25 protein-coding genes are annotated in these 22672 nt (G+C 49.5%); 10 read left to right on the top strand and 15 right to left on the bottom strand.

What is annotated here, in order from left to right; translation table 11 throughout:
• Positions 1-127: 127 nt before the first annotated feature.
• The 9 genes from BGE37_RS01795 to exuR form a co-directional block, all read right to left on the bottom strand.
• Complete coding sequence (locus BGE37_RS01795; protein ID WP_000732238.1) at positions 128-520, bottom strand: DoxX family protein; 393 nt, start codon at positions 518-520, stop codon at positions 128-130.
• 186 nt (positions 521-706) lie between these two features.
• Positions 707-1006 (bottom strand): YqjK-like family protein, encoded by a 300-nt coding sequence (locus tag BGE37_RS01790; protein WP_000096086.1) that lies wholly within the window; start codon positions 1004-1006, stop codon positions 707-709.
• A complete protein-coding gene (locus tag BGE37_RS01785; RefSeq protein WP_000785722.1) occupies positions 996-1400 on the bottom strand; it encodes a phage holin family protein in 405 nt (134 codons plus the stop codon). The genes BGE37_RS01790 and BGE37_RS01785 overlap by 11 nt, the downstream gene beginning before the upstream one ends.
• 2 nt (positions 1401-1402) lie before the next feature.
• Positions 1403-1708: a DUF883 family protein gene (locus BGE37_RS01780; protein ID WP_000031415.1), complete on the bottom strand. Its 306-nt coding sequence runs from the start codon at positions 1706-1708 to the stop codon at positions 1403-1405.
• A 37-nt stretch (positions 1709-1745) separates the two neighbouring features.
• Positions 1746-2114 carry a DUF1090 family protein YqjC gene (gene yqjC / locus BGE37_RS01775; RefSeq protein ID WP_001352920.1) on the bottom strand — a complete coding sequence of 123 codons (369 nt, stop codon included), beginning with the start codon at positions 2112-2114 and terminating at the stop codon, positions 1746-1748.
• Positions 2115-2260: 146 nt separating this feature from the next.
• Complete coding sequence (gene mzrA / locus BGE37_RS01770) at positions 2261-2644, bottom strand: EnvZ/OmpR regulon moderator MzrA (RefSeq protein WP_001166773.1); 384 nt, start codon at positions 2642-2644, stop codon at positions 2261-2263.
• 3 nt (positions 2645-2647) lie between these two features.
• On the bottom strand, positions 2648-3310 hold the full coding sequence (yqjA, locus tag BGE37_RS01765; protein WP_000422149.1) for a DedA family general envelope maintenance protein YqjA: 663 nt from the start codon (positions 3308-3310) through the stop codon (positions 2648-2650).
• A gap of 21 nt (positions 3311-3331) precedes the next feature.
• Entirely contained in the window at positions 3332-3415 is an 84-nt protein-coding gene (yqiM, locus tag BGE37_RS25515; RefSeq protein ID WP_212735935.1) for a hypothetical protein, read from the bottom strand.
• Between the two features lie 239 nt (positions 3416-3654).
• On the bottom strand, positions 3655-4431 hold the full coding sequence (gene exuR / locus BGE37_RS01760; protein ID WP_000406496.1) for a transcriptional regulator ExuR: 777 nt from the start codon (positions 4429-4431) through the stop codon (positions 3655-3657).
• A 295-nt stretch (positions 4432-4726) separates the two neighbouring features.
• Between exuR and BGE37_RS01755 the strand changes: the two genes are divergently transcribed.
• The 4 genes from BGE37_RS01755 to BGE37_RS01740 all read left to right on the top strand — a co-directional run bounded on the left by BGE37_RS01755 (position 4727) and on the right by BGE37_RS01740 (position 9821).
• A complete protein-coding gene (locus BGE37_RS01755) occupies positions 4727-5443 on the top strand; it encodes a fimbria/pilus periplasmic chaperone (RefSeq protein ID WP_148787588.1) in 717 nt (238 codons plus the stop codon).
• Between the two features lie 29 nt (positions 5444-5472).
• Entirely contained in the window at positions 5473-5973 is a 501-nt protein-coding gene (locus tag BGE37_RS01750) for a CS1 type fimbrial major subunit (protein ID WP_032185169.1), read from the top strand.
• Between the two features lie 90 nt (positions 5974-6063).
• Positions 6064-8748, top strand: a complete 2685-nt coding sequence (locus BGE37_RS01745) for a TcfC E-set like domain-containing protein (protein ID WP_105287709.1) — start codon at positions 6064-6066, stop codon at positions 8746-8748.
• On the top strand, positions 8745-9821 hold the full coding sequence (locus BGE37_RS01740; RefSeq protein ID WP_105271285.1) for a CfaE/CblD family pilus tip adhesin: 1077 nt from the start codon (positions 8745-8747) through the stop codon (positions 9819-9821). Before BGE37_RS01745 ends, BGE37_RS01740 begins: the two co-directional genes overlap by 4 nt.
• An 87-nt stretch (positions 9822-9908) precedes the next feature.
• Here BGE37_RS01740 and exuT read toward each other — a convergent pair whose 3' ends face one another.
• A complete protein-coding gene (exuT, locus tag BGE37_RS01735; RefSeq protein WP_001298326.1) occupies positions 9909-11207 on the bottom strand; it encodes a hexuronate transporter ExuT in 1299 nt (432 codons plus the stop codon).
• A 482-nt stretch (positions 11208-11689) separates the two neighbouring features.
• Between exuT and uxaC the strand changes: the two genes are divergently transcribed.
• The 3 genes from uxaC (at position 11690) to BGE37_RS01720 (ending at position 15241) form a co-directional block, all read left to right on the top strand.
• Entirely contained in the window at positions 11690-13102 is a 1413-nt protein-coding gene (uxaC, locus tag BGE37_RS01730) for a glucuronate isomerase (protein WP_000187442.1), read from the top strand.
• A gap of 14 nt (positions 13103-13116) precedes the next feature.
• Positions 13117-14604 (top strand): altronate dehydratase, encoded by a 1488-nt coding sequence (gene uxaA / locus BGE37_RS01725; RefSeq protein WP_001199369.1) that lies wholly within the window; start codon positions 13117-13119, stop codon positions 14602-14604.
• A gap of 82 nt (positions 14605-14686) precedes the next feature.
• Positions 14687-15241 (top strand): YgjV family protein, encoded by a 555-nt coding sequence (locus tag BGE37_RS01720; protein ID WP_000128139.1) that lies wholly within the window; start codon positions 14687-14689, stop codon positions 15239-15241.
• A 4-nt stretch (positions 15242-15245) separates the two neighbouring features.
• On the opposite strand, the gene sstT is transcribed toward BGE37_RS01720, so the two are convergent.
• From sstT to BGE37_RS01695, 5 genes are all read right to left on the bottom strand, one after another.
• Complete coding sequence (gene sstT / locus BGE37_RS01715) at positions 15246-16490, bottom strand: serine/threonine transporter SstT (RefSeq protein ID WP_000211655.1); 1245 nt, start codon at positions 16488-16490, stop codon at positions 15246-15248.
• Positions 16491-16812: 322 nt separating this feature from the next.
• Positions 16813-17778: a TerC family membrane protein Alx gene (alx, locus tag BGE37_RS01710; RefSeq protein WP_001098830.1), complete on the bottom strand. Its 966-nt coding sequence runs from the start codon at positions 17776-17778 to the stop codon at positions 16813-16815.
• Between the two features lie 282 nt (positions 17779-18060).
• Positions 18061-19047, bottom strand: coding sequence for a Gfo/Idh/MocA family protein (locus BGE37_RS01705; RefSeq protein WP_088541800.1), 987 nt, complete (start codon positions 19045-19047; stop codon positions 18061-18063).
• 78 nt (positions 19048-19125) lie between these two features.
• On the bottom strand, positions 19126-19818 hold the full coding sequence (locus BGE37_RS01700; RefSeq protein ID WP_032185166.1) for a SanA/YdcF family protein: 693 nt from the start codon (positions 19816-19818) through the stop codon (positions 19126-19128).
• A 76-nt stretch (positions 19819-19894) separates the two neighbouring features.
• Entirely contained in the window at positions 19895-20398 is a 504-nt protein-coding gene (locus tag BGE37_RS01695; RefSeq protein ID WP_001295542.1) for a M48 metallopeptidase family protein, read from the bottom strand.
• 84 nt (positions 20399-20482) lie between these two features.
• Between BGE37_RS01695 and rlmG the strand changes: the two genes are divergently transcribed.
• The 3 genes from rlmG (at position 20483) to higA (ending at position 22631) form a co-directional block, all read left to right on the top strand.
• Entirely contained in the window at positions 20483-21619 is a 1137-nt protein-coding gene (gene rlmG, locus BGE37_RS01690; RefSeq protein WP_000018675.1) for a 23S rRNA (guanine(1835)-N(2))-methyltransferase RlmG, read from the top strand.
• Between the two features lie 284 nt (positions 21620-21903).
• The gene (gene higB, locus BGE37_RS01680; RefSeq protein WP_105287707.1) at positions 21904-22218 is read left to right on the top strand and encodes a type II toxin-antitoxin system toxin HigB; all 315 of its coding nucleotides are present in this window, start codon (positions 21904-21906) and stop codon (positions 22216-22218) included.
• Entirely contained in the window at positions 22215-22631 is a 417-nt protein-coding gene (gene higA, locus BGE37_RS01675; protein ID WP_000560266.1) for a type II toxin-antitoxin system antitoxin HigA, read from the top strand. Before higB ends, higA begins: the two co-directional genes overlap by 4 nt.
• Positions 22632-22672: the final 41 nt, after the last annotated feature.

Genomic DNA, 22672 nt, shown 5'->3' with positions numbered 1-22672 from the left:
ATTTGCATGTTTTTGTAGGCCGGATAAGGCGTTCACGCCGCATCCGGCATGAACAACGCGCACTTTGTCAACAATCTGAAACGAGGAGTGTTCCCCCTCGTTTTTTATCGTTAAGTATAGCGCGTACTTACCACTTTTTATTCAACAGACGGTCGATGCTATACGCGCCCGGACCGGTAATCGCCAGCAGCAGGAATCCGCCAGAAATAGTCAGGTTTTTCATAAACATCAGCGAGTTCATGCCTTCTGCAAAATTGCTGTGAAATAAAAATGCCGTCAGCAGCGTAAAGCCCGCAGTAAACAGGGCAGTGGTACGTGTCAGGAAACCGAACAGGATTGCCAGACCACCACCAAACTCAAGCAGAATCACCAGTGGCAACATAAAGCCAGGGACACCCATCGCTTCCATATATTGTTGCGTACCCGCGTAGCCAGTAATTTTTCCCCAACCTGCCGTAATAAACAGAATCGGCATTAAAATGCGTGCGACCAGTACCCCAACATCTTCTAATTTTTTCATCTTACTCTCCACTGCGCCGCTCAGGCTGCTGATTGTTTTTTTGTGCAAGGGCGCGGTATTAGCGTCGTTGCTTTCGATGGAGAGAATCATAAACGTGGCGAAGCGTGATTGTTAGCAAGGAAAACTGTCAAAATTTTTCAAAAAATTTGAGGGATAAGGCCGGAATGTCTCCGGCCAGAGAGGAAGTTAACCGCGAAGCTGTTGTTGCTTGAGGGTTGTTTTCACCAGACGCCAGGCGCTCCATACACCAAAACCGCGTCTGGCCCAGCGGACCAGCATATTGGGATGACGAATCGTCCAGATAGCCATCACACTACTGCCAACCAGCGCCCAGGAGCGCAGACTCAGCAGCATATTCCAGCGACGATCATAAGCGCCTGTCGCCTCCAGCCATTCACGACGACTGGCGGAAAGATCCAGCCGTTGTTGCTGGATCTGGCTAAGCAGTTGCGCCTTACGTCGTTCACGTTCGACTTTACTGCTCACGGGACTCCTCCTCGAGCAGTTGCCGATCGTTTGCCAGCTCATGGCGCGTATGGCGCAGTAAGGTGGATTTACGCGATTTACGTAACGTCCAGATACCGCCAATGAGTGCCAGTAGCAGCAACACCACGGTGGTGGCAATCATCGCATTCAGGCGATATTGCGGATCAACCGCCCAGATAATCAGCACCATCAGGCTCATAAGACCAAATGCAGCGAAAAGCATCGTCAGGCCCAGCATCAGTAAAAGCTGAAAGAGATTGGCTTTTTCCTCTTCCAGCTCCACCACCGCCAGCCGCAGACGTGTCTCCACCATTTCAACCATGATGGAAACAATTCGCTGCCCGATGCCCAGAACGCTTTTACCGGGCCCTTGCGCGTGATGAGTGTCCGCCATAATTAACGACGCGACAGCAGAACGCCGAGCACTACACCGATTGCAGCGCCAATGCCCACGCCCGTCCACGGATTTTCACGCACATACTCATCGGCACGCGCCGCCGCGACACGGGTTTGTTTGGCAATGGCATCACCGGTTTCACCCAGGCGATAACGGCTCTGTTTCAGTGCCTGCTCCGCTTTGCTACGAATCTTACTCAACTCTTCTTTCGACTTCTCGCCAGATGAGCTAAGCACCTCTTCCAGCGTATCGGAAAGGGATTTCAACTCAGCACGCAGATGTTCCGTAGTGTGTTCTTTCGACATAGTTTTCTCCAGGTGAGTAAGTAGTGACTATTGTGAGTTAGTAGTCGCGCGCTTCCAGCTTTTTCAGCTCTTCCTGCGCTTCTGCCAGTTTCCGTTCGCGTTTGGCAATCTTATCGGCATCGCCTTTTTGCTTCGCCTCGGCTAAATCTTGCTGGCGTTCCGCCACCTCATCTTTCTGCTTTGCGATTTTCTTCTGATGATCGGCACGCAGCTGGCTATCTGAACAGTTGGCCCGGACTTCACTCAGGGCTTTATTCAGACCGTCAATACGATTCTGGTTTTGGTGTTTTTCGGCATAGCTGATCTCCTTAAGGATATTTTGCTCCTTTTCCTGACACAGGGTAGTGGCATAACTACCGGTACTAAGAGCAAAAAGAGAAACAGCTAAAGCGATGCGGTATTTCATTCTTGAACCTTCCATTGTGATTCGGACCTATTACAAAGGAACGATTGTCCAGACAACGAAGCGGTAGTGTTGACCACCGCCTCATTAATCATAGACAGTTACGGTGAAATCACCAAAGTGAGTGATCTGTTTCGGATAACAGGAAGTTATCCGAAGCGATGAGAGTTATCCCGCAATCGGGTTAGCCACTGCATAGCCTGACTATTATTGTCCTGCTGCGCAATGATGTAGCCATGGGGCAATGTTCTGTCGAGAACCGCTTTTGCTGCGGCACTCTGGTCGCTGGAGTCAAACGTAATTAACAGAGTGTCGTTTTTAGGGGTGATGCTTTTGAAAGGAATGCCGTGAGCGTCAAGGTGATGCCAGATTGAAAAACCGTCTGGCATCGTTGTGCCTTGATGAACGGCACGAATCGCCAGCGTAGACTCTTGCTGGCGAACCGCGGACCAGGCCAGCAACAGCGTGCCGACCAGAAGTAAAACAGCGCCGGACCAGGTTAGCTGGCGAAGCGACATGCGAGGTATTTGCATCCCTTACCCCCGATTTCCATATTTCTTTTTCCATAACACGACCAGAGAACCTGCCAGGCCAAACACCAGCAGCACCACCGGGAGCAGCATCAGGCATGACATCAGCTGGTCCTCGTACTTTAAAAATACCGGCGTTTTGCCGAGCATGTAACCCAGAGTTGTCAGGATTAATACCCACAGCAGACCGCTCATCCAGTTGAAGAACTGAAAGCGCGCGTTATTCAGCCCTGATAACCCGGCAATCGTCGGCAGCAGTGTTCTGACAAACGCAATAAAGCGACCAATTAACAGCGCCGATAAACCGTGTTTATGAAAAAGATGGTGTGCGCGTTGATGATAATGCGCGGGTAAATGAGATAGCCAGTTTTGTACGGTGCGGGTATTGCCCAGCCATCGCCCCTGAATATAGCTGACCCAGCAGCCGAGGCTGGCGGCAACGGTCAGTAGCAGAATCGTTTGCGGATAGCCCATCGCGCCTTTCGCAATCAATACGCCGACCAACACCAGTAAACTGTCGCCCGGTAAAAAGGCCGCCGGAAGCAAGCCGTTTTCAAGGAACAAAATTACAAATAAAACAAAATAGAGCATGCCAATCATCGACGGATTGGCCAGGGTTTCAAAATCCTGCGCCCACAGGGCTTGCAGCAATTGGGTCAAAAGTTCCATTCATTATTCCTGGTGAATCGGTTAACGCCACGCTGGTTTTAAAAGATGCACTACCGCAATGTTATTGCTTTTTTGGTATGTTCTGCGGGTTTGATACATCAACACAGCCTGAACTATTCCCTGTTAAATCGTGAGATAAGAAAGCATTCAAAAGCATAAATTCAAATTGAATCTAATTGTAACAAAGGTCAACGTTGTTCGTTATCAAAATTACATGTCCGTGGTGTCTGATTTTGCTGAATGCAGGGGAGGGAGGCGAGAGGATTTACACAGGCTGACACTTTATACTTTTCGCTTACCGACGAGGCAAACAGGCGCGTCGTTGCGCCTGCCGAATGGGGATTTCATTTGCTGCCGCTGGTGGCCGTATCAAGATGCACAACGGGATTTTCGGCGAACAGATAGCGGTCGGCATTGAACTCGAAATCGTCGCTGGTTTCGTTAAATAACATGATCTTGGTGTTTTCCAGATGCTGCCACATTGCCAGCTTAGCGGCATGGGGATCTTTGCGAATTAACGCTTTGAGGATCTGATCGTGGTCATCGCACCAGTTATCGACAGTACGGGCATCAATATGCTCGTGCAGTTTTTTCCAGTATGGGTTATGGCTACGTTGGGTCCACATTTTTTCAACGATGGCTGCCAGGGCGGAGTTCTGCGTCGCCAGGGCAACCTGAATATGGAACTGTAAATCCCATTCGGAATCACGGAAGCATTGTTCGCCGCGCGCCTGCTCCTGGATGGCCATCAGTTTCATGATGTCCTGTTTAGTTACCTGGGTCGCTGCGAACTCGGCAATATTACTTTCGATGAGCTGACGTGCCTGAAGCAGCTCAAACGGACCGTAATTGGCGAATTCCATATTAGTGTCAGCCGACTGCTGATGGCGCGGCTGGTTGGAAACCACATGAATACCCGAGCCTTTACGCACCTCTACATAGCCTTCAACTTCAAGCATGATGATGGCTTCACGAACCACGGTGCGACTGACGTTCTTTTCATCGGCAATAAAGCGTTCAGCAGGCAGTTTATCACCCACCAGATAGACGCCCTGTTCGATGCGCTCTTTCAGATCAGCGGCAAGTTGTTGATACAAACGGCGTGGTTCAGTGATTTCCATATGCGTCTCCCGGAGTGGAATGCGGACGAAGTTATCATACCACTTTATTCAAGGGTATGCCATCGTTCATATATAATTATGGTGATTGAATTAATATAATAAATTAATATTGTGAATATTTATAAATTCCTAAAAATTAAGTGTTGCCATTGTGAAAATCACTATGTTTCAGTAACTTAATTCTTTACTTTTAAATTTAATCTTCACTAAAAATGCTTTTTTATATTGACTTACAATAGGTCTACATTTCTAATGCACTAACTTTTTGGAAACAATACTATAAGATCAAATTTATATGGTGGCGAAAATTAACTTCTTATCACGGCTTACGCCGCTTTTATTCGTGTTCGCTCCTTTTTTTGCACAGTCAAATATGACTGTTTATCCTATGGCTGTTTCCATTAATAGCCTGGGTGAAGGCAACGTTCGCGTTATATCTAAAAGTAATGAAGTTCAGTATATTAAGGCGACAGTATTCCGTATCGATAATCCATCGACGCCTCAGGAAAATGAAGTTGAGATTAAATCCGGTGATGCAAATCATCTGGTTGTGATGCCACCCAAATTCGCCTTACCAGCCGGTAGTAGCAAAACCGTGCGCTTTGTCGCGATGGAACCAGAGCAAAAAGAGAAAAACTATCGCGTTAAATTTGAAGCGGTTCCCAGTATTGATGACGTTGCCACGGATAAAAAAGATCTCTCTATGCAGTTAACAGTTAATTTAATTTGGGGGATTGTTGTTAGTGTTCCACCTCAGCAACCTATTGCTAAGTTAGAAGTAAGCCCTGCCCAAAAATTATTAAATGCAGGGAATCAGCGCTTGAAAATTTTAACGATCGCTTATTGTAAAAATAATAGTAAAAATAATTGCAAGATACAGACCGTCAATAAAAACATTTTCCCTGGTCAGGAAAGAAGTTTAGAAGGCATATCTGGCTACGATAAAATCGTTGTCAAATATAATAACTGGATCACCAAGGACAATGGCGAGTTTGAACTGGCGGTTCATTAATTATCATTGTAATAAACAAAGGAATAGTAATGAAAAAGGTATTCGCAAAATCTCTTCTGGTCGCGGCAATGTTTTCCGTTGCAGGTTCTGCATTAGCAGTACAAAAAGATATCACTGTTACTGCCAATGTTGATGCTGCTCTGGATATGACTCAGACAGATAACAGCGCACTGCCGAAAGCAGTTGAAATGCAATATCTGCCGGGGCAGGGCCTGCAATCTTACCAGTTAATGACCAAAATCTGGTCAAATGACACGACCAAAGACGTGAAAATGCAGTTAGTTTCTCCTGCACAACTGGTTCAAAGCCTGGACGCTACTAAAGTTGTTCCGCTGACTGTAACCTGGGGCGGTGAAGAGATTAAAGCTGATGCGGCAACCACTTTTACTGCAACAAAAATCTTTGCTTCCGATGCGTTAACTAACGGTTCGCTGGCTAAACCACTGATGTTTGCTCAAGCCACCAAAGGTGTTCTGGAAACAGGTATTTACAGTGGCGTAGTCAGCATTTATCTGTCCCAGGATATCTAATCCTAATAACAGAATTAACATGTAATAAAGGGAGGAAATTCCTCCCTTCTTTTAACTATTTTAGTATTTATTATGGATTACAGGACTGCCATGGATAAAAAACTACTGGCTCTTTTGATCCTGGCGAGTATCAGCCCGGCAAAGGCAACATTAACAAAAATCCCCGCTGGTTTCGAGATTATTGCTCAAGGACAGCAGGAGTATATCGAGGTTTATTTTGCAGGGAAAAGTCTCGGTAAATACTATGCAATGGTTAATCTTGATACCATAACATTTCTGGACTCATCGAGTTTATACAGTAAACTGGAATTGAACACCGACGATCAAAAAATCGCACGTACAGTGAAAGAAAAACTATCGCAACCGTTAGCTCGCCATGGTGAACTGGCTTGTGGCTTTGTACGTACTGATTCAGGCTGTGGTTTTCTTAATACTGAGACGGTAGAAATAATCTTCAATGATGAGGAAAGTTCAGCAACGCTCTTTCTCAATCCGCAATGGAGTTCTGCGTTTGATACGAAATCATTGTATTTAAATCCTGACCAAAATACGGTTAACGCGTTTATACATCAGCAAGATATTAATGTGCTGGTACAGGACGATTACCAATCGTTGTCAATTCAAGGTAATGGTGCGCAGGGAATAACAGAAAATAGTTATATTGGCGCCCACTGGAATTTCAACGGTTATGATGGTGATGATATCAGTGACAGTAATGCTGATGTCAGCGATCTCTATTATCGCTACGATTTTTTACGTCGTTATTATGTGCAGGCGGGGCGGATGGACAACCGCACATTATTTAATGCACAAGGTGGTAACTTTACGTTTAACTTTCTGCCACTCGGTGCAATCGACGGAATGCGTATCGGGTCGACGCTCAGTTATTTAAACCAGACGCAAAGCCAGCAGGGAACCCCGGTAATGGTTTTGCTTTCGCGCAATTCACGTGTTGATGCTTATCGTAATGAACAACTTTTGGGGTCGTTTTACCTCAATAGCGGTTCGCAATTTATTGATACCAATTCCTTTCCGCCAGGCAGTTACAGCGTGGCGTTAAAAGTCTATGAAAATAACCAACTCACCCGCACTGAGCTCGTGCCATTTACCAAAACCGGCGGTCTGACAGACGGAAATGCCCAGTGGTTTTTACAGGCGGGGAAAACCACATCTCAAGCTTCTGATGATGAAAGTTCGGCTTATCAGCTGGGTGTGCGCCTGCCATTACATCCGCAATATGAGCTCTATGCAGGGCTGGCGAATGCAGATGATGTTAGTGCCTTCGAGTTAGGCAATAACTGGACAGCAGATTTAGGCGTGGCAGGGAATCTACTCATCAACGCCAGCGTGTTCCGTAACGATGATGGTGGCAAAGGTGATATGCAACAGGCTAACTGGAGTCAATCGGGATGGCCGACATTGGGCTTTTATCGTACCAACTCTGATGGTGATGTTTGTACAACCGACAACCGAGAAAGCTACAACGCCTTAAGCTGTTATGAAAGCATCTCCGCGACGATTTCACAGAATCTTGTAGGCTGGAACATGATGCTGGGTTATACCCGTACGCAAAATAACACGAATGACAATCTGCGTTGGGACAAACAGCAGAGCTTTGAAAATAACTATCTTCGCCAGACGACGGCGCAAAGTATTTCCGAAACTTTACAACTCAGTGCTTCCCGCGCTTTCGTGATGCGTGACTGGATTTTGAGTACTACTGTTGGTGTTTTCCATCGTAATGACAATGGGGATGATAACGACGATAACGGCTTGTACTTATCGTTTTCGTTATCTGATACGCCAACGATGGATAGCAATAACAACAGCTATTTAACCAATGTTTCTACTGACTATCGTTATAGCGATCAGGATGGCGATCAAACGTCATGGCAGTTATCTCATACCTTTTATAACGACTCATTCAGCCATAAAGAGCTTGGCGTGACCGTCGGCGGTCTGAACACCGATACCATAAACAGCGCGGTTAACGGGCGTTGGGATGGTCAATATGGAAATGTCTACGCTACTGTTTCGGACAGTTATGATCGCCAGAATCATGATCATATCTCAGCCTTTACCGGTACATATAGCTCCACACTAGCGGTGAGTCGCTATGGCATTAATGTGGGGGCCAGCGGCTCAGATGATCTGCTGGGGGCGGTGTTGGTGGATGTGAAAGGTTTCTCTGAGCAGGATGAACAGAGTCAGGAGCTGCAACTCGAAGCGCGAGTGGCGGGCAGCAGAACATTGCAACTTGGTCAAAATGACAGCGTATTGTTTCCGTACGCCGGGTTCCAGTCGGGTTTTGTGGAAGTTAACGATAGCAGCCAGGGCGATCAGCAAGGGACAACCAACATCATTAACGGTGCTGGAAATCGTGAATTAATGTTGTTACCGGGCAAGCTGCGCTATCGCGAAGTGTCTGCCAGCTTTAATTACAACTATATTGGTCGCTTGTTATTGCCCGCATCAGTAGAGAAATTCCCGCTGGTTGGTCTGAACAGCGCCATGTTACTGGTGGCTGAAGACGGTGGATTTACACTTGAGATTAGCGGTAGTGAAAAAGATCTGTATCTGCTTTCCGGGCAGCATTTCCTTAAGTGTCCACTGAGTGTTGTGAAGAAACGTGCCAGCATTCGCTACAGCGGGGTTGTGACTTGCAGCATCGTGAGTTATTCGCAATTACCGGAGTCCATTCAGGTTCAGGCACAGTTAAAACAGCCTAAATTACGCGGAAACGTACAAACGGCGCAAAGGGAGGTTGCACCATGAGAAAGCGATTGATTGCAGGTATTTGGGGGATATTTTTCTCCGCTCAGTATGCCCAGTCTGCACCTGTTGTCACTGCAGAAGTGACATATGATTTAGCATCAGGAAGAGCAGATTATTACTTCTGGAATCGAGAAGAACCACCAGCAAAAAATAAGTATGCGTCTTATTTATGTGCATTCTCTAATTTGCAGCAAACCTGTACCAGCAGCTCTAACATGTCCACAGTGCAAATCTATATGACAGAACAGCGCAGTGGTATGCGTTGGCAGGTAAAACTTAAAGGATACATATCTGCACAAACATCAAGAGTCGGTTCAGATTGTGAAGGGTATACTAAACAACTCCCTCTTACTGATTATACCGGGTGGAATTGTAGAGATAACACGGGCACATATGGCGCGGACAGGAGACAACTCACACTTTACCTTGAACAGGCTGAAATGAAGAAGCTACCGATCGGTGGCGTCTGGAAAGGGTCAGTGAAATTACATTTGAATAGCCCTTCACAGGACTATTTTGCGGATATTACCCTGAATACCCTCGACCCCAATCATATAGACGTCTTCTTTCCTGAGTTTGCGCATGCCACGCCGCGTGTGCAGTTAGATTTACATCCTACGGGCAGCGTCAATGGCAGCAATTACGCACAAGACCTGACCATGCTTGACATGTGCCTGTATGACGGTTTTAACGGTAATGGCCTCAGCTATGAAATCTTGCTAAAAGATGAGGGGCGCGCGGCGGCGGGGCGCAACAATGGTGAATTCTCCATATATCGTCAGGGAGGCACGTCTACTGACGCAGCGGAACGTATCGACTATCGCGTCAAAATGTCTAACCCGGAGACTGGCGGGCAAATCGACGTGCGCAACAATGAAAGTATCGTCTGGAACAATATCAATCTTAAACGTGTACGTCCGGTAGTGTTGCCCGGCATTCGTTACGCAGTGATGTGTGTCCCCACACCACTGACGTTGGTGGTGGATAAATTTAACGTGACGGCAAAACAGGCTGGATATTACATGGGTAAATTGTCGGTAATATTTACCCCATCCTTGCCAACTATCAATTAATCCTGTAACCCGGATAAACGGTTTGTTCTCTACAAACAACGAAGCCGCCTGAACAGGCGGCTTCGTCATTACAACTTACGTTAAGCCTTAATGTTGCGGTGCGGGATCGTTATGTGATTCCTGCGCCACCTCAATCGCCGGTTTGTTCTGCAACACAGTCCAGATAACCAGCGCACCCAGCAGGTCGAATACTGCCAGAACTGCGAACAGCGGGCTGAAGCCGATGGTGTCAGCCAGTGCACCGACTACCAGTGCAAACAGCGTACTTGCCAGCCATGCGGACATCCCGGTTAAACCGTTCGCCGTCGCCACTTCGTTACGACCGAACACGTCAGAAGAGAGCGTAATCAGTGCGCCAGACAGGGCCTGGTGAGCAAAACCACCGATACACAGCAGCATAATCGCGACATACGGGTTAGTGAACAGACCGATCATACCTGGGCCAATCATCAGCACCGCACCCAGCGTTACTACCATCTTACGGGAAACGATCAGGTTCACGCCAAACCAACGCTGGAACAGCGGCGGCAGGTAACCACCGAGGATACAACCAAGGTCAGCAAACAGCATTGGCATCCAGGCGAACATCGCGATCTCTTTCAGGTTAAAGCCGTAAACTTTAAACATGAACAGCGGAATCCACGCGTTAAAAGTACCCCAGGCAGGTTCAGCCAGGAAACGCGGTAGCGCGATACCCCAGAACTGACGGTTACGCAGGATCTGACCAACGGACATTTTCTTCGCTGTGTCAACCTGGTGCTGGGCTTCCTGACCATTAATAATGTAGTCACGTTCTTCATCGGTCAGATGTTTCTGGTCGCGCGGATGCTTGTAGAAAATCAGCCATGCCATCGCCCAGATAAAGCTCAACGCACCGGAGATGATAAATGCCATCTGCCAGCTGTGCATCACGATTGCCCATACCACCAGCGGCGGCGCAATCATCGCACCAATCGAAGAACCTACGTTAAAGTAGCCGACCGCGATGGAACGCTCTTTTGCCGGGAACCATTCGGAACTGGCTTTCAGACCCGCCGGGATCATCGCCGCCTCTGCAGCACCTACCGCACCACGAGCAACCGCCAGGCCACCCCAGCTACCTGCCAGCGCGGTTGCGCCACAGAACACAGCCCACAGTACAGCAAACATTGCGTAACCGATTTTCGTACCCAGCACATCCAGTACATAACCTGCTACCGGTTGCATGACCGTATAAGCAGCAGAATAGGCTGCGATGATATAGGAATACTGTTGGGTGGAGATGTTTAACTCTTCCATCAGAGTTGGCGCAGCTGCCGCCACAGTGTTACGCGTCAGGTAACCAAGCACGGTGCCGAGCGTCACCAGTGCGATCATATACCAACGTAACCCTTTAATTTTACGCATGTAAAACCTCATCGTTTTGTTATATCCGCAGGAAGCGCGGCCATCATCCCGCCAGAGGCTGAAGATGTTAGTTACGACCGGGTAACCGAAAAAAAACCGGCACGCCCCGAACGTTGCCATGAAAGTTTCGTGCTAATTCGGCTTCCGTACCGGTTAACCCGATTCATCTAACAAATGAATGAATCGGCAATTTGCATTCCGTCGACTTATGATTTGCGACGGCAGAAAGATAACTTGTCATACAACTTTAAAAGGTGAGAGCCATCACAAATGTGGGAATATTTGTAGGGACATTACCTGATGACAGCGAGGCCAGTACTGGCGCGGCTTGCAGCGAGATTTACCACTTTGAGAGTAATTTTTTTAACTACGTTTATTGATCTATCTCACGAAAATATCTTCGGACTCTGGAAATTGGTGTGATAACTTTGTCAGCATCGCACCATAAGCAAGCTAGCTCACTCGTTGAGAGGAAGACGAAAATGACTCCGTTTATGACTGAAGATTTCCTGTTAGATACCGAATTTGCCCGCCGTCTGTATCACGACTACGCAAAAGACCAGCCGATTTTCGATTACCATTGCCATTTGCCGCCGCAGCAAATCGCAGAAGACTACCGCTTTAAAAATCTGTATGACATCTGGCTGAAAGGTGATCACTACAAATGGCGTGCTATGCGCACTAATGGCGTGGCTGAGCGTCTGTGTACCGGTGATGCGTCTGACCGTGAAAAATTTGACGCCTGGGCGGCGACCGTTCCGCACACTATCGGCAACCCGTTATACCACTGGACGCATCTTGAACTGCGTCGTCCATTCGGTATTACCGGTAAACTGCTGTCTCCGTCTACCGCGGATGAAATCTGGAACGAATGTAACGAACTGTTGGCGCAGGATAACTTCTCCGCGCGCGGCATCATGCAGCAGATGAACGTGAAAATGGTCGGCACCACCGATGACCCGATCGATTCTCTGGAGCATCACGCTGAGATCGCCAAAGACGGCTCTTTCACCATCAAAGTGCTGCCGAGCTGGCGTCCGGACAAAGCCTTTAACATCGAACAGGCGACCTTTAACGACTACATGGCGAAGCTGGGTGAAGTCTCTGATACCGACATCCGCCGCTTTGCTGATCTGCAAACTGCCCTGACCAAACGTCTGGATCACTTCGCCGCTCACGGCTGTAAAGTGTCTGACCACGCGCTGGACGTGGTGATGTTTGCTGAAGCGAACGAAGCGGAACTGGACAGCATTCTGGCGCGCCGTCTGGCAGGCGAAACCCTGAGCGAGCACGAAGTGGCACAGTTCAAAACTGCGGTGCTGGTGTTCCTTGGTGCCGAATACGCACGTCGCGGCTGGGTACAGCAGTACCACATCGGCGCACTGCGTAATAACAACCTGCGTCAGTTCAAACTGCTGGGGCCGGATGTAGGCTTTGACTCCATCAACGACCGTCCGATGGCGGAAGAACTGTCTAAGCTGCTGAGCAAACAGAACGAAGAAAACCTGCTGCCGAAAACTATTCTGTACTGCCTGAACCCACGCGATAACGAAGTACTGGGTACCATGATCGGTAACTTCCAGGGCGAAGGAATGCCGGGCAAAATGCAGTTCGGTTCCGGCTGGTGGTTTAACGATCAGAAAGACGGTATGGAACGTCAGATGACCCAACTGGCGCAGCTCGGTCTGCTGAGCCGCTTTGTCGGTATGCTGACTGACAGCCGTAGCTTCCTGTCATACACCCGTCACGAATACTTCCGCCGCATTCTGTGCCAGATGATTGGCCGCTGGGTGGAAGCGGGCGAAGCACCGGCGGACATCAACCTGCTGGGCGAGATGGTGAAAAATATTTGCTTTAACAATGCGCGTGACTACTTCGCCATTGAACTGAACTAAGGTCTGGGGTTGATATGCAATACATCAAGATCCATGCGCTGGATAACGTCGCGGTTGCTTTAGCAGATTTGGCGGAAGGCACAGAAGTCAGTGTCGATAACCAGACTGTTACGCTGCGCCAGGATGTTGCTCGTGGACATAAATTTGCGTTAACGGATATCGCAAAAGGGGCCAACGTCATTAAATATGGCCTGCCGATTGGTTATGCATTGGCGGATATTGCGGCGGGGGAACACGTTCACGCCCACAATACGCGCACGAATCTGAGCGATCTGGATCAGTATCGCTATCAACCTGATTTTCAGGATCTGCCTGCGCAAGCGGCAGATCGTGAAGTGCAGATCTATCGTCGCGCGAACGGCGATGTCGGGGTGCGTAATGAGCTGTGGATCCTGCCAACCGTGGGTTGTGTTAACGGCATCGCGCGGCAGATCCAGAACCGTTTCCTGAAAGAGACCAACAACGCCGAAGGTACTGACGGCGTGTTCCTCTTCAGCCACACCTACGGCTGCTCGCAGCTGGGCGACGATCACATCAATACCCGCACCATGCTACAAAACATGGTGCGCCACCCGAACGCGGGCGCCGTGTTGGTCATTGGTCTGGGCTGTGAAAACAACCAGGTTGCCGCATTCCGTGAAACGCTGGGCGATATCGATCCTGAACGCGTTCATTTCATGATCTGCCAACAGCAGGATGATGAGATCGAAGCCGGGATCGCGCATTTGCATCAGTTGTATAACGTAATGCGCAACGACAAGCGTGAGCCAGGCAAACTCAGCGAACTGAAGTTTGGTCTGGAGTGCGGTGGTTCTGACGGTCTTTCTGGTATTACTGCTAACCCGATGCTGGGGCGTTTCTCTGACTACGTGATTGCTAACGGCGGTACTACCGTACTGACCGAAGTGCCGGAGATGTTTGGCGCAGAGCAGTTGCTGATGGACCATTGCCGCGACGAAGCAACGTTTGAAAAACTGGTCACTATGGTCAACGACTTCAAACAGTACTTTATTGCCCATGACCAGCCGATCTATGAAAACCCATCGCCGGGGAACAAAGCGGGCGGTATCACCACGCTGGAAGACAAATCACTTGGCTGTACCCAGAAAGCGGGTTCCAGCGTCGTGGTTGACGTGCTGCGTTACGGCGAACGTCTGAAAACGCCGGGGCTGAACTTGTTAAGTGCGCCGGGTAACGATGCCGTAGCGACCAGCGCTCTGGCGGGCGCGGGCTGCCATATGGTGCTGTTCAGTACTGGTCGCGGCACGCCATACGGCGGTTTTGTACCGACGGTGAAAATCGCCACCAACAGCGAACTGGCGGCGAAGAAAAAGCACTGGATCGACTTTGACGCGGGTCAGCTGATCCACGGTAAAGCGATGCCGCAGTTGTTGGAAGAATTTATCGATACCATCGTTGAGTTTGCCAACGGTAAGCAAACCTGCAACGAGCGTAACGACTTCCGTGAACTGGCGATCTTTAAAAGCGGCGTAACGCTATAAAGTCGAAATGAGTTGTTAATAAAAAACGGCGTTTCATAATGTGAAGCGCCGTTTGCTTTTCCATACCTGCTAAGGATTTATCATGACCGCGTATTGGCTGGCCCAGGGCGTGGGTGTCATCGCCTTTCTGATTGGTATCACAACATTTTTCAATCGTGACGAACGTCGCTTCAAAAAGCAGCTTTCGGTCTATAGCGCCGTTATTGGCGTACATTTTTTTCTTCTGGGCACCTATCCCGCTGGTGCCAGTGCCATCCTTAATGCCATTCGTACATTGATTACCTTACGCACGCGCAGCTTATGGGTAATGGCGATTTTTATTGTGCTGACTGGCGGAATTGGCCTCGCGAAGTTCCATCATCCTGTCGAACTATTGCCGGTTATCGGCACGATTGTCAGTACCTGGGCGCTATTCCGCTGTAAAGGGCTGACCATGCGCTGCGTAATGTGGTTTTCAACGTGTTGCTGGGTGATTCACAACTTCTGGGCGGGGTCGATAGGCGGCACGATGATTGAGGGGAGTTTTCTGCTCATGAATGGCCTGAATATCATTCGTTTCTGGCGGATGCAGAAAAGGGGAATTGATCCGTTTAAAGTAGAGAAAACAACCCCTTCCGCAGTAGACGAAAGGGGTTAAACAATTAATTACGCAGGGCGCTATTTGCCAGACGATCGTCTTCTGCCTGGCAAGCTGCCGCAGTGAACAGCACGTCAGTTGAAGAGTTCAGCGCGGTTTCGCAAGAGTCCTGCAATACGCCGATGATAAAGCCGACGGCAACCACCTGCATGGCGATATCGTTCGAAATACCGAACATATTACAGGCCAGTGGGATCAGCAGCAAAGACCCCCCCGCCACGCCGGATGCGCCACAGGCACACAGAGAAGCCACTACGCTCAACAGCAGCGCCGTTGGTAGATCCACCGGAATACCCAGCGTATTAACCGCAGCCAGCGTCAACACGGTAATGGTGATTGCTGCGCCCGCCATATTGATGGTGGCTCCCAGCGGAATAGAAACGGAATAGGTATCGCGATCCAGATTCAGCTTTTCACACAGCGCCATATTCACCGGAATGTTCGCTGCAGAGCTGCGGGTGAAGAAGGCATACACACCGCTTTCACGCAGGCACAGCAGCACCAGCGGGAACGGGTTACGACGAATTTTCCACCACACCAGCAATGGGTTAACCACCAGCGCCACCAGTAACATACAGCCAACCAGCACGACCAGCAGTTGCGCGTAGCCCCACAGTGTGGAGAAACCGGTGGTAGCCAGGGTAGAAGAAACCAACCCAAAAATACCGATCGGTGCGAAGCGAATGACCAGTTTCACCATAAAGGTGACGGCATTCGACATATCGTTGACCAGGTTTTTGGTGGTCTCGTTACCGTGACGCAGTGCGAAACCGAGGCCAATTGCCCACACCAGAATCCCGATGTAGTTACCTTTCAGCAGCGCGTCGATGGGGTTGGAAACCATGCTCATTACCAGCCCGCGCATCACTTCGACAATGCCTGACGGCGGCGAAATATCACCCGCGCTACTGGACAAGTGCAGGGTAGAAGGGAAGGCAAAGCTGAAGACTACCGCGGCCAGAGCAGCAGAGAAGGTGCCCAGCAGATAGAGGAACAGAATAGGGCGAATGTTGGTTTTCTGCCCGTGCTGGTGGTTAGCAATAGATGCCATTACCAGCATCAGCACCAGAATCGGCGCTACAGCTTTCAGGGCACCAACGAACAAAGTACCTAACAGACCGACAGCTTCAGCCGCCGGTTTTGAGATCCATGCCAGAAGAATCCCCAGAACAAGGCCGACCAGGATTTGTTTTACCAGGCTGCCATGAGCCAGACGCCGGAATAGCCCCGGTGAACGTTGCGTAGTCATTTTTCGATCCTTTCATTGTGTTGTCGCACATCCCTGGTGCGTTCTGTCGACGCATCTTTCAGGATGTAACAAAGTGTTTGCAAGGTCGAGTATAAGGAAAGTTACAGCTTCGGGAAGCGAAAAATGCTGGATTTTAAAGAGAGGTCATATTTTGCAACTTAATGGTTACATTTGTTTGACATAAAAATAAAGCCCAACGTGCGGCTTCCAGACTGATGACAACGTCAAAAAAGTACTCGGTCAGTCCCCTCTCCCTGGAAGAGAGAGGGAGAAAACGGTGCTCATGTTGATGACAAGGTACACGGCTTAGGCAGATTAAAAATCATCCCACCCGCTGCTTATCATGCCGATAATTCACCCAGGCGTTGATAATAAACGTCATCACCAGAATGCCAAACACCACGCCCAGCGAAACGGCGATCGGAATATGGTAGAAATCGACAATCAGCATCTTGATACCGATAAACACCAGAATCACCGCCAGACCATATTTGAGCATCGAGAAACGTTCTGCTACGCCCGCCAGCAGGAAATACATCGCACGCAGGCCGAGGATCGCAAACAGGTTTGAGGTCAGCACAATAAACGGATCGGTGGTCACGGCGAAGATAGCCGGAATGCTATCCACGGCGAAAATCACGTCGCTCAACTCCACCAGAATCAGTACCAGCATCAGCGGCGTGGCATACAACAAACCATTCTTACGCACAAAGAAATGCTCGTTGTCGATGGTGTCGGTCATGCGCAAATGACCGCGCAGCCAGCGCACCAGCGGCTTGTCACCAATACCTGATTCATCTTCATGAGCCAGCGCCATCTTCACGCCAGTAAACAGCAGGAAGGCACCGAAGATATACAGGATCCAGTCGAACTGCGAAATCAGCCAGCTGCCAGTGAAGATCATGATGGTACGCAGAACAATCGCCCCGAGTACGCCATACACGAGCACGCGGCGTTGTAATGCCGCCGGAACAGAGAAATAGCTGAACAACATCAGCCAGACGAAGACGTTATCGACCGCCAGTGATTTCTCAATCAGATAACCCGTGAGGAAGGCCAATGCCTGAGGGTCCGCGACTTCGCGCCCCTGTGTCTGCGCCAGATACCACCAGAAAGCGGCATTAAACAATAACGACAGTGTCACCCAGACCAGCGACCAGGCCGCAGCCTGTTTCATGGTCATGGCATGTGCCCCGCGACGCCCCTGCAACAACAGGTCGATAGCCAGCATAATGACGACAACAACAGCGAATCCGCCCCATAGCAACGGCGTGCCGACAGTATTCATAGAAGTTCCTTACACATAAAAAAACGGCCAACGTCGGAAGACGTCAGCCGCTGCTTTTTATGCATAGACCTCGCCTTCCGGCAAGGTCTCACTTACAACAAAAAAGGAATACGTCTGCGTATTCCTTTCGGGTTGCCCGGTGACCGGATGTGGTTTTTCACACATCGTAATGACGATCGACCGGCAATGAAGTTACTCCCCTTTGCAGGTAACAAAGTATGACAGACCATTCGGTCAGTCAATGGTCTGTTACATCCCTTTTACACTGTTTTACTTTGGCTATTATAGTTTTACGCTATCTGCCGGAAAAATCACCCCGGTCTGGCGGCGGATCTCGGTCAGCAGCCTGGCGGTGATACGACTGACCGCCAGCCCTGGATGATCTACCAGATGTTCATCCACCAGGGTAGCGAACAGCTCTGCTTCGTACAGCATGGTATTAATATGCTGCGGTTGGGTAAGATCCTGCATCTGGCTGCCGCGCGGCACATAGCAAACTTTCTGGCATTCAGACAGTTTTTCAATCACCAGCGATCCCGCTTCGCCCTGAATCTCACTTGCCAGCACAGAATCACTGACCTTTGAGTGCTGCAAGGTAACGCTGAAATCACCGTAATCCATCACCACCACGCCGTGGGCATCCACACCACTTGCCAGCAAACTGGCGGTTGCCTGCACGCTTTTCGGTTCACCAAATAACGCCACCGCCGACGCCAGACAGTAAAAGCCGATATCCATAATTGAACCGTTGGAGAATGCCGGATTGAAGGTGTTGGGATTCTCGCCGTCCAGATAACGTTGATATCGCGAGGAATATTGGCAATAGTTGAAAAAGACTTTACGCAATTTGCCAACTTTCGGCAGTACCTGGCGTAACAAATGGAAATTCGGCAGGCTGGCGGTTTTAAATGCCTCAAACAGCACCACCTGATTTTCCCGCGCACAGGCAATGGCGGCATCCACTTCCGCCAGATTCGACGCCAGCGGTTTCTCGCAAATCACATGAATTTTATGGCTAAGGAAAAGTTGTGTCTGGGAAAAATGCAGGGCATTCGGGCTGGCAATATACACCGCGTCAATGGCATCGCTTTCTGCCATCGCTTCCAGCGATGTAAACAGATGCTCGACAGAAAAATCATTGGCGAAGTGCTGGGCCTGTTCAAGGCTGCGGGAATAGACAGCGGTTAACTTGTATTTACCGCTCTCATGGGCGGCCTCGACGAACTGGCGGGTGATCCAGTTCGTGCCAATCACAGCGAAACGTATCATAACGCGTGGATACTCCATAAAGGGATTCTGCCGTCAATGTAGCACGCCTTTTTCATCTTCGACGTGCGCAGATATGCATTATTCTTTCGCCGGACAGCCATGCTCGCTAAACGGCCCAATCATGACCGACGGCCCGAGATATTTTGGCTGTCGATGGAGGATTTTCGCGTCAATCACTGCGCTGACGCGAGCGAGTTTCTCCCGCAGCTGAGTATAAAAACCATGTTTCATATTCAGGTCTGGTGCGTTAAACCCGATGGCATCGATGCCGTACTGTTTTGCCAGCCAGATGGCGCGTTGGTTATGAAATTCTTGCGAAATAATAGTGATATGGCTTTCACCAAACACCTTTTTGGCACGCACCACCGAATCAAGCGTTGAGAATCCGGCATAGTCGCAGAAGATGACTTTTGCGGGTACGCCTTTAGTGATCAAAGCCTGCTGCATGCCTGAGGCTTCATCGTAATTTTTACGTCCGTTATCGCCGCTCACTAGTAGCCATTTCACTTTTCCGGCGTGGTACAACTCTGCTGCGGTATCAATACGTCGGGTAAAGTAGCGATTACCCGGCCTCGCTCCCAGCAATAAACCCACGTTGCGTGTTGGAACGGCGTTAACATCGCTCCAGGTCAGCTGCTTGCTGGCGTTGACCATTGCGCGATCGGCGATAAAAATTGTCGCTGCTGCCACAAGTAACAGTAAGCAGGCAATCTTTAGAGTCCGGCGAGAAAAACAAACGCGGCGAAAAAGGCGGGCAAAGGCGCGCAGCATGGTCGTTATCCTTAACGAAAGGGGGGAGGTCGATTTTAGGCGCTAAAGGAGGAAAAGATAACGCCTGAAATTATTTTCAGATTTTGTCCTGCCCAAGCGACAACTGCGTTAGCCACAGCCGGGTGTCGAACTCAAGCTGGTGGTACTGCGGTTCCATATGACAGCACAACTGGTAAAACGCTTTGTTGTGCTCTTTCTCCTTCAGGTGCGCCAACTCGTGCACCACGATCATGCGCAAAAACGGTTCCGGCGCGTTGCGAAACACGGTAGCGACGCGGATCTCTGCTTTTGCTTTCAGCTTGCCGCCCTGCACACGCGAAACAGCGGTATGTAACCCGAGCGCGTTTTTCAGCACATGGATCTTGTTGTCATACATCACTTTATTGATCGGTGGAGCATTACGCAGAAACTGATTTTTCAGATCCTGAGTATATTGCCAGAGGGCTTTATCGGTGGCGTAGTCGTGTGTTCCCGGATAGCGTTTTGCCAGCACATCGCCCAGACGCTGTTCATTAATCAGCGTGCGCACCTGGGAAAGCAACTGTTCGGGATAACCCTGAAGATAAGTAAGATTGCTCATAACCGCCCACGAAAAAGAGAAAAAGGGTATACTCACGCACCCTTTTCAGGGGCAACGTCGAAATTTTATCATTCAGGAGGGCCGATGAGCCACTTAGACAACGGTTTCCGTTCACTGACACTACAACGTTTTCCGGCGACGGATGACGTTAACCCGCTACAGGCGTGGGAAGCGGCAGATGAATATTTGCTGCAACAGTTGGACGACACAGAAATCCGCGGCCCGGTGTTAATCCTGAATGATGCCTTTGGGGCGTTAAGTTGTGCGCTGGCGGAACATAAGCCGTACAGCATTGGCGACTCATACATCAGCGAACTGGCGACGCGCGAGAATTTACGCCTCAACGGGATTGATGAATCGAGCGTGAAGTTTCTCGACAGCACCGCTGACTACCCGCAACAGCCGGGCGTGGTACTGATCAAAGTGCCGAAAACACTGGCATTGCTGGAACAGCAACTGCGCGCATTGCGCAAAGTAGTCACGCCGGATACACGTATTATTGCCGGTGCTAAAGCCCGTGACATTCACACCTCCACGCTGGAACTGTTCGAAAAAGTGCTCGGCCCGACCACCACCACGCTGGCATGGAAGAAAGCGCGCCTGATTAACTGCACTTTCAACGAGCCGCCGCTGGTTGATGCACCGCAGACCGTTAGCTGGAAGCTGGAGGGTACTGACTGGACTATCCACAACCATGCGAATGTCTTCTCACGCACCGGGCTTGATATTGGCGCGCGCTTCTTTATGCAGCATCTGCCAGAGAATCTCGAGGGTGAGGTTGTCGATCTCGGTTGTGGTAACGGCGTTATTGGCCTGACGCTGCTTGATAAAAACCCGCAGGCGAAAGTGGTGTTTGTCGATGAATCACCGATGGCGGTTGCTTCCAGCCGTTTGAATGTTGAAACCAACATGCCAGAGGCGTTGGATCGCTGCGAGTTTATGATCAACAACGCGCTCTCCGGCGTGGAGCCTTTCCGCTTTAATGCTGTGCTCTGCAACCCGCCGTTTCACCAGCAACATGCACTGACCGATAACGTTGCCTGGGAAATGTTCCACCACGCGCGCCGCTGCCTGAAAATCAACGGCGAGCTGTATATCGTTGCCAACCGTCACCTGGATTACTTCCATAAACTGAAGAAAATTTTCGGCAATTGCACCACCATCGCTACGAATAATAAATTTGTGGTGCTGAAAGCGGTGAAACTGGGGCGTCGTCGGTAAGATTGGGAGTTACCTGCCGGATGCGGCGTAAACGCCTTATCCGGCCTACGTTCAGCACATTACCCCCAGGTCGGATAAGACGCGGCAAGCGTCGCATCCGGCAATGTCTGCCCAGTTCTGGAATCGCGCTTCCATAAAACAAAAAATCCCTGTCACCATCCTCTACATTCTCTTGTTTAGCGTTTTTCTACGTTTATTCTTCCGTCACACAGATAAATTCATCCGTTGCCAATCTGTCAACGGATGTTATCATGTTGCCAATTTGTCAACGGACGTGATGAAGAATGCACATGATAACTCAAAAAGCATTGAAAGATGCTGCGGAAAAATACCCGCAACATAAAACGGAGTTGGTGGCTCTGGGGAACACGATTGCTAAGGGATATTTCAAAAAACCTGAGTCATTAAAAGCAGTATTCCCTTCTCTGGATAACTTCAAATATCTGGATAAGCATTATGTTTTCAATGTCGGGGGCAATGAATTACGTGTTGTAGCAATGGTCTTTTTTGAATCGCAAAAGTGCTACATACGTGAAGTTATGACGCATAAAGAATACGATTTCTTTACCGCCGTTCATCGTACTAAGGGGAAAAAATGATTGCGATTGCCGACATCTTACAAGCAGGAGAAAAGCTAACTGCTGTGGCACCTTTTCTGGCGGGTATTCAGAACGAGGAACAATACACCCAGGCGCTGGAACTGGTAGATCATCTGCTGCTCAACGATCCTGAAAACCCCTTGCTGGATCTGGTGTGTGCCAAAATAACCGCGTGGGAAGAATCAGCGCCCGAATTTGCTGAATTTAATGCCATGGCTCAAGCCATGCCTGGCGGTATAGCTGTGATTCGTACCCTTATGGATCAATATGGTTTAACCCTTTCCGATCTGCCGGAAATTGGCAGTAAATCGATGGTGTCACGCGTTTTGAGCGGGAAGAGGAAATTAACGCTGGAACACGCTAAAAAACTGGCAACGCGATTCGGCATTTCTCCCGCCTTGTTTATTGATTAACGCGACGTGCCGGATGCGTCGCATCCGGCGCTTCAAACAAC

The sequence above is a fragment of the Escherichia sp. MOD1-EC6300 genome, assembly GCF_002965045.1.
In the GTDB taxonomy this organism is placed as follows: Bacteria; Pseudomonadota; Gammaproteobacteria; order Enterobacterales; family Enterobacteriaceae; genus Escherichia; species Escherichia coli_F.
This window is presented reverse-complemented; position numbering and strand designations above follow the sequence as displayed.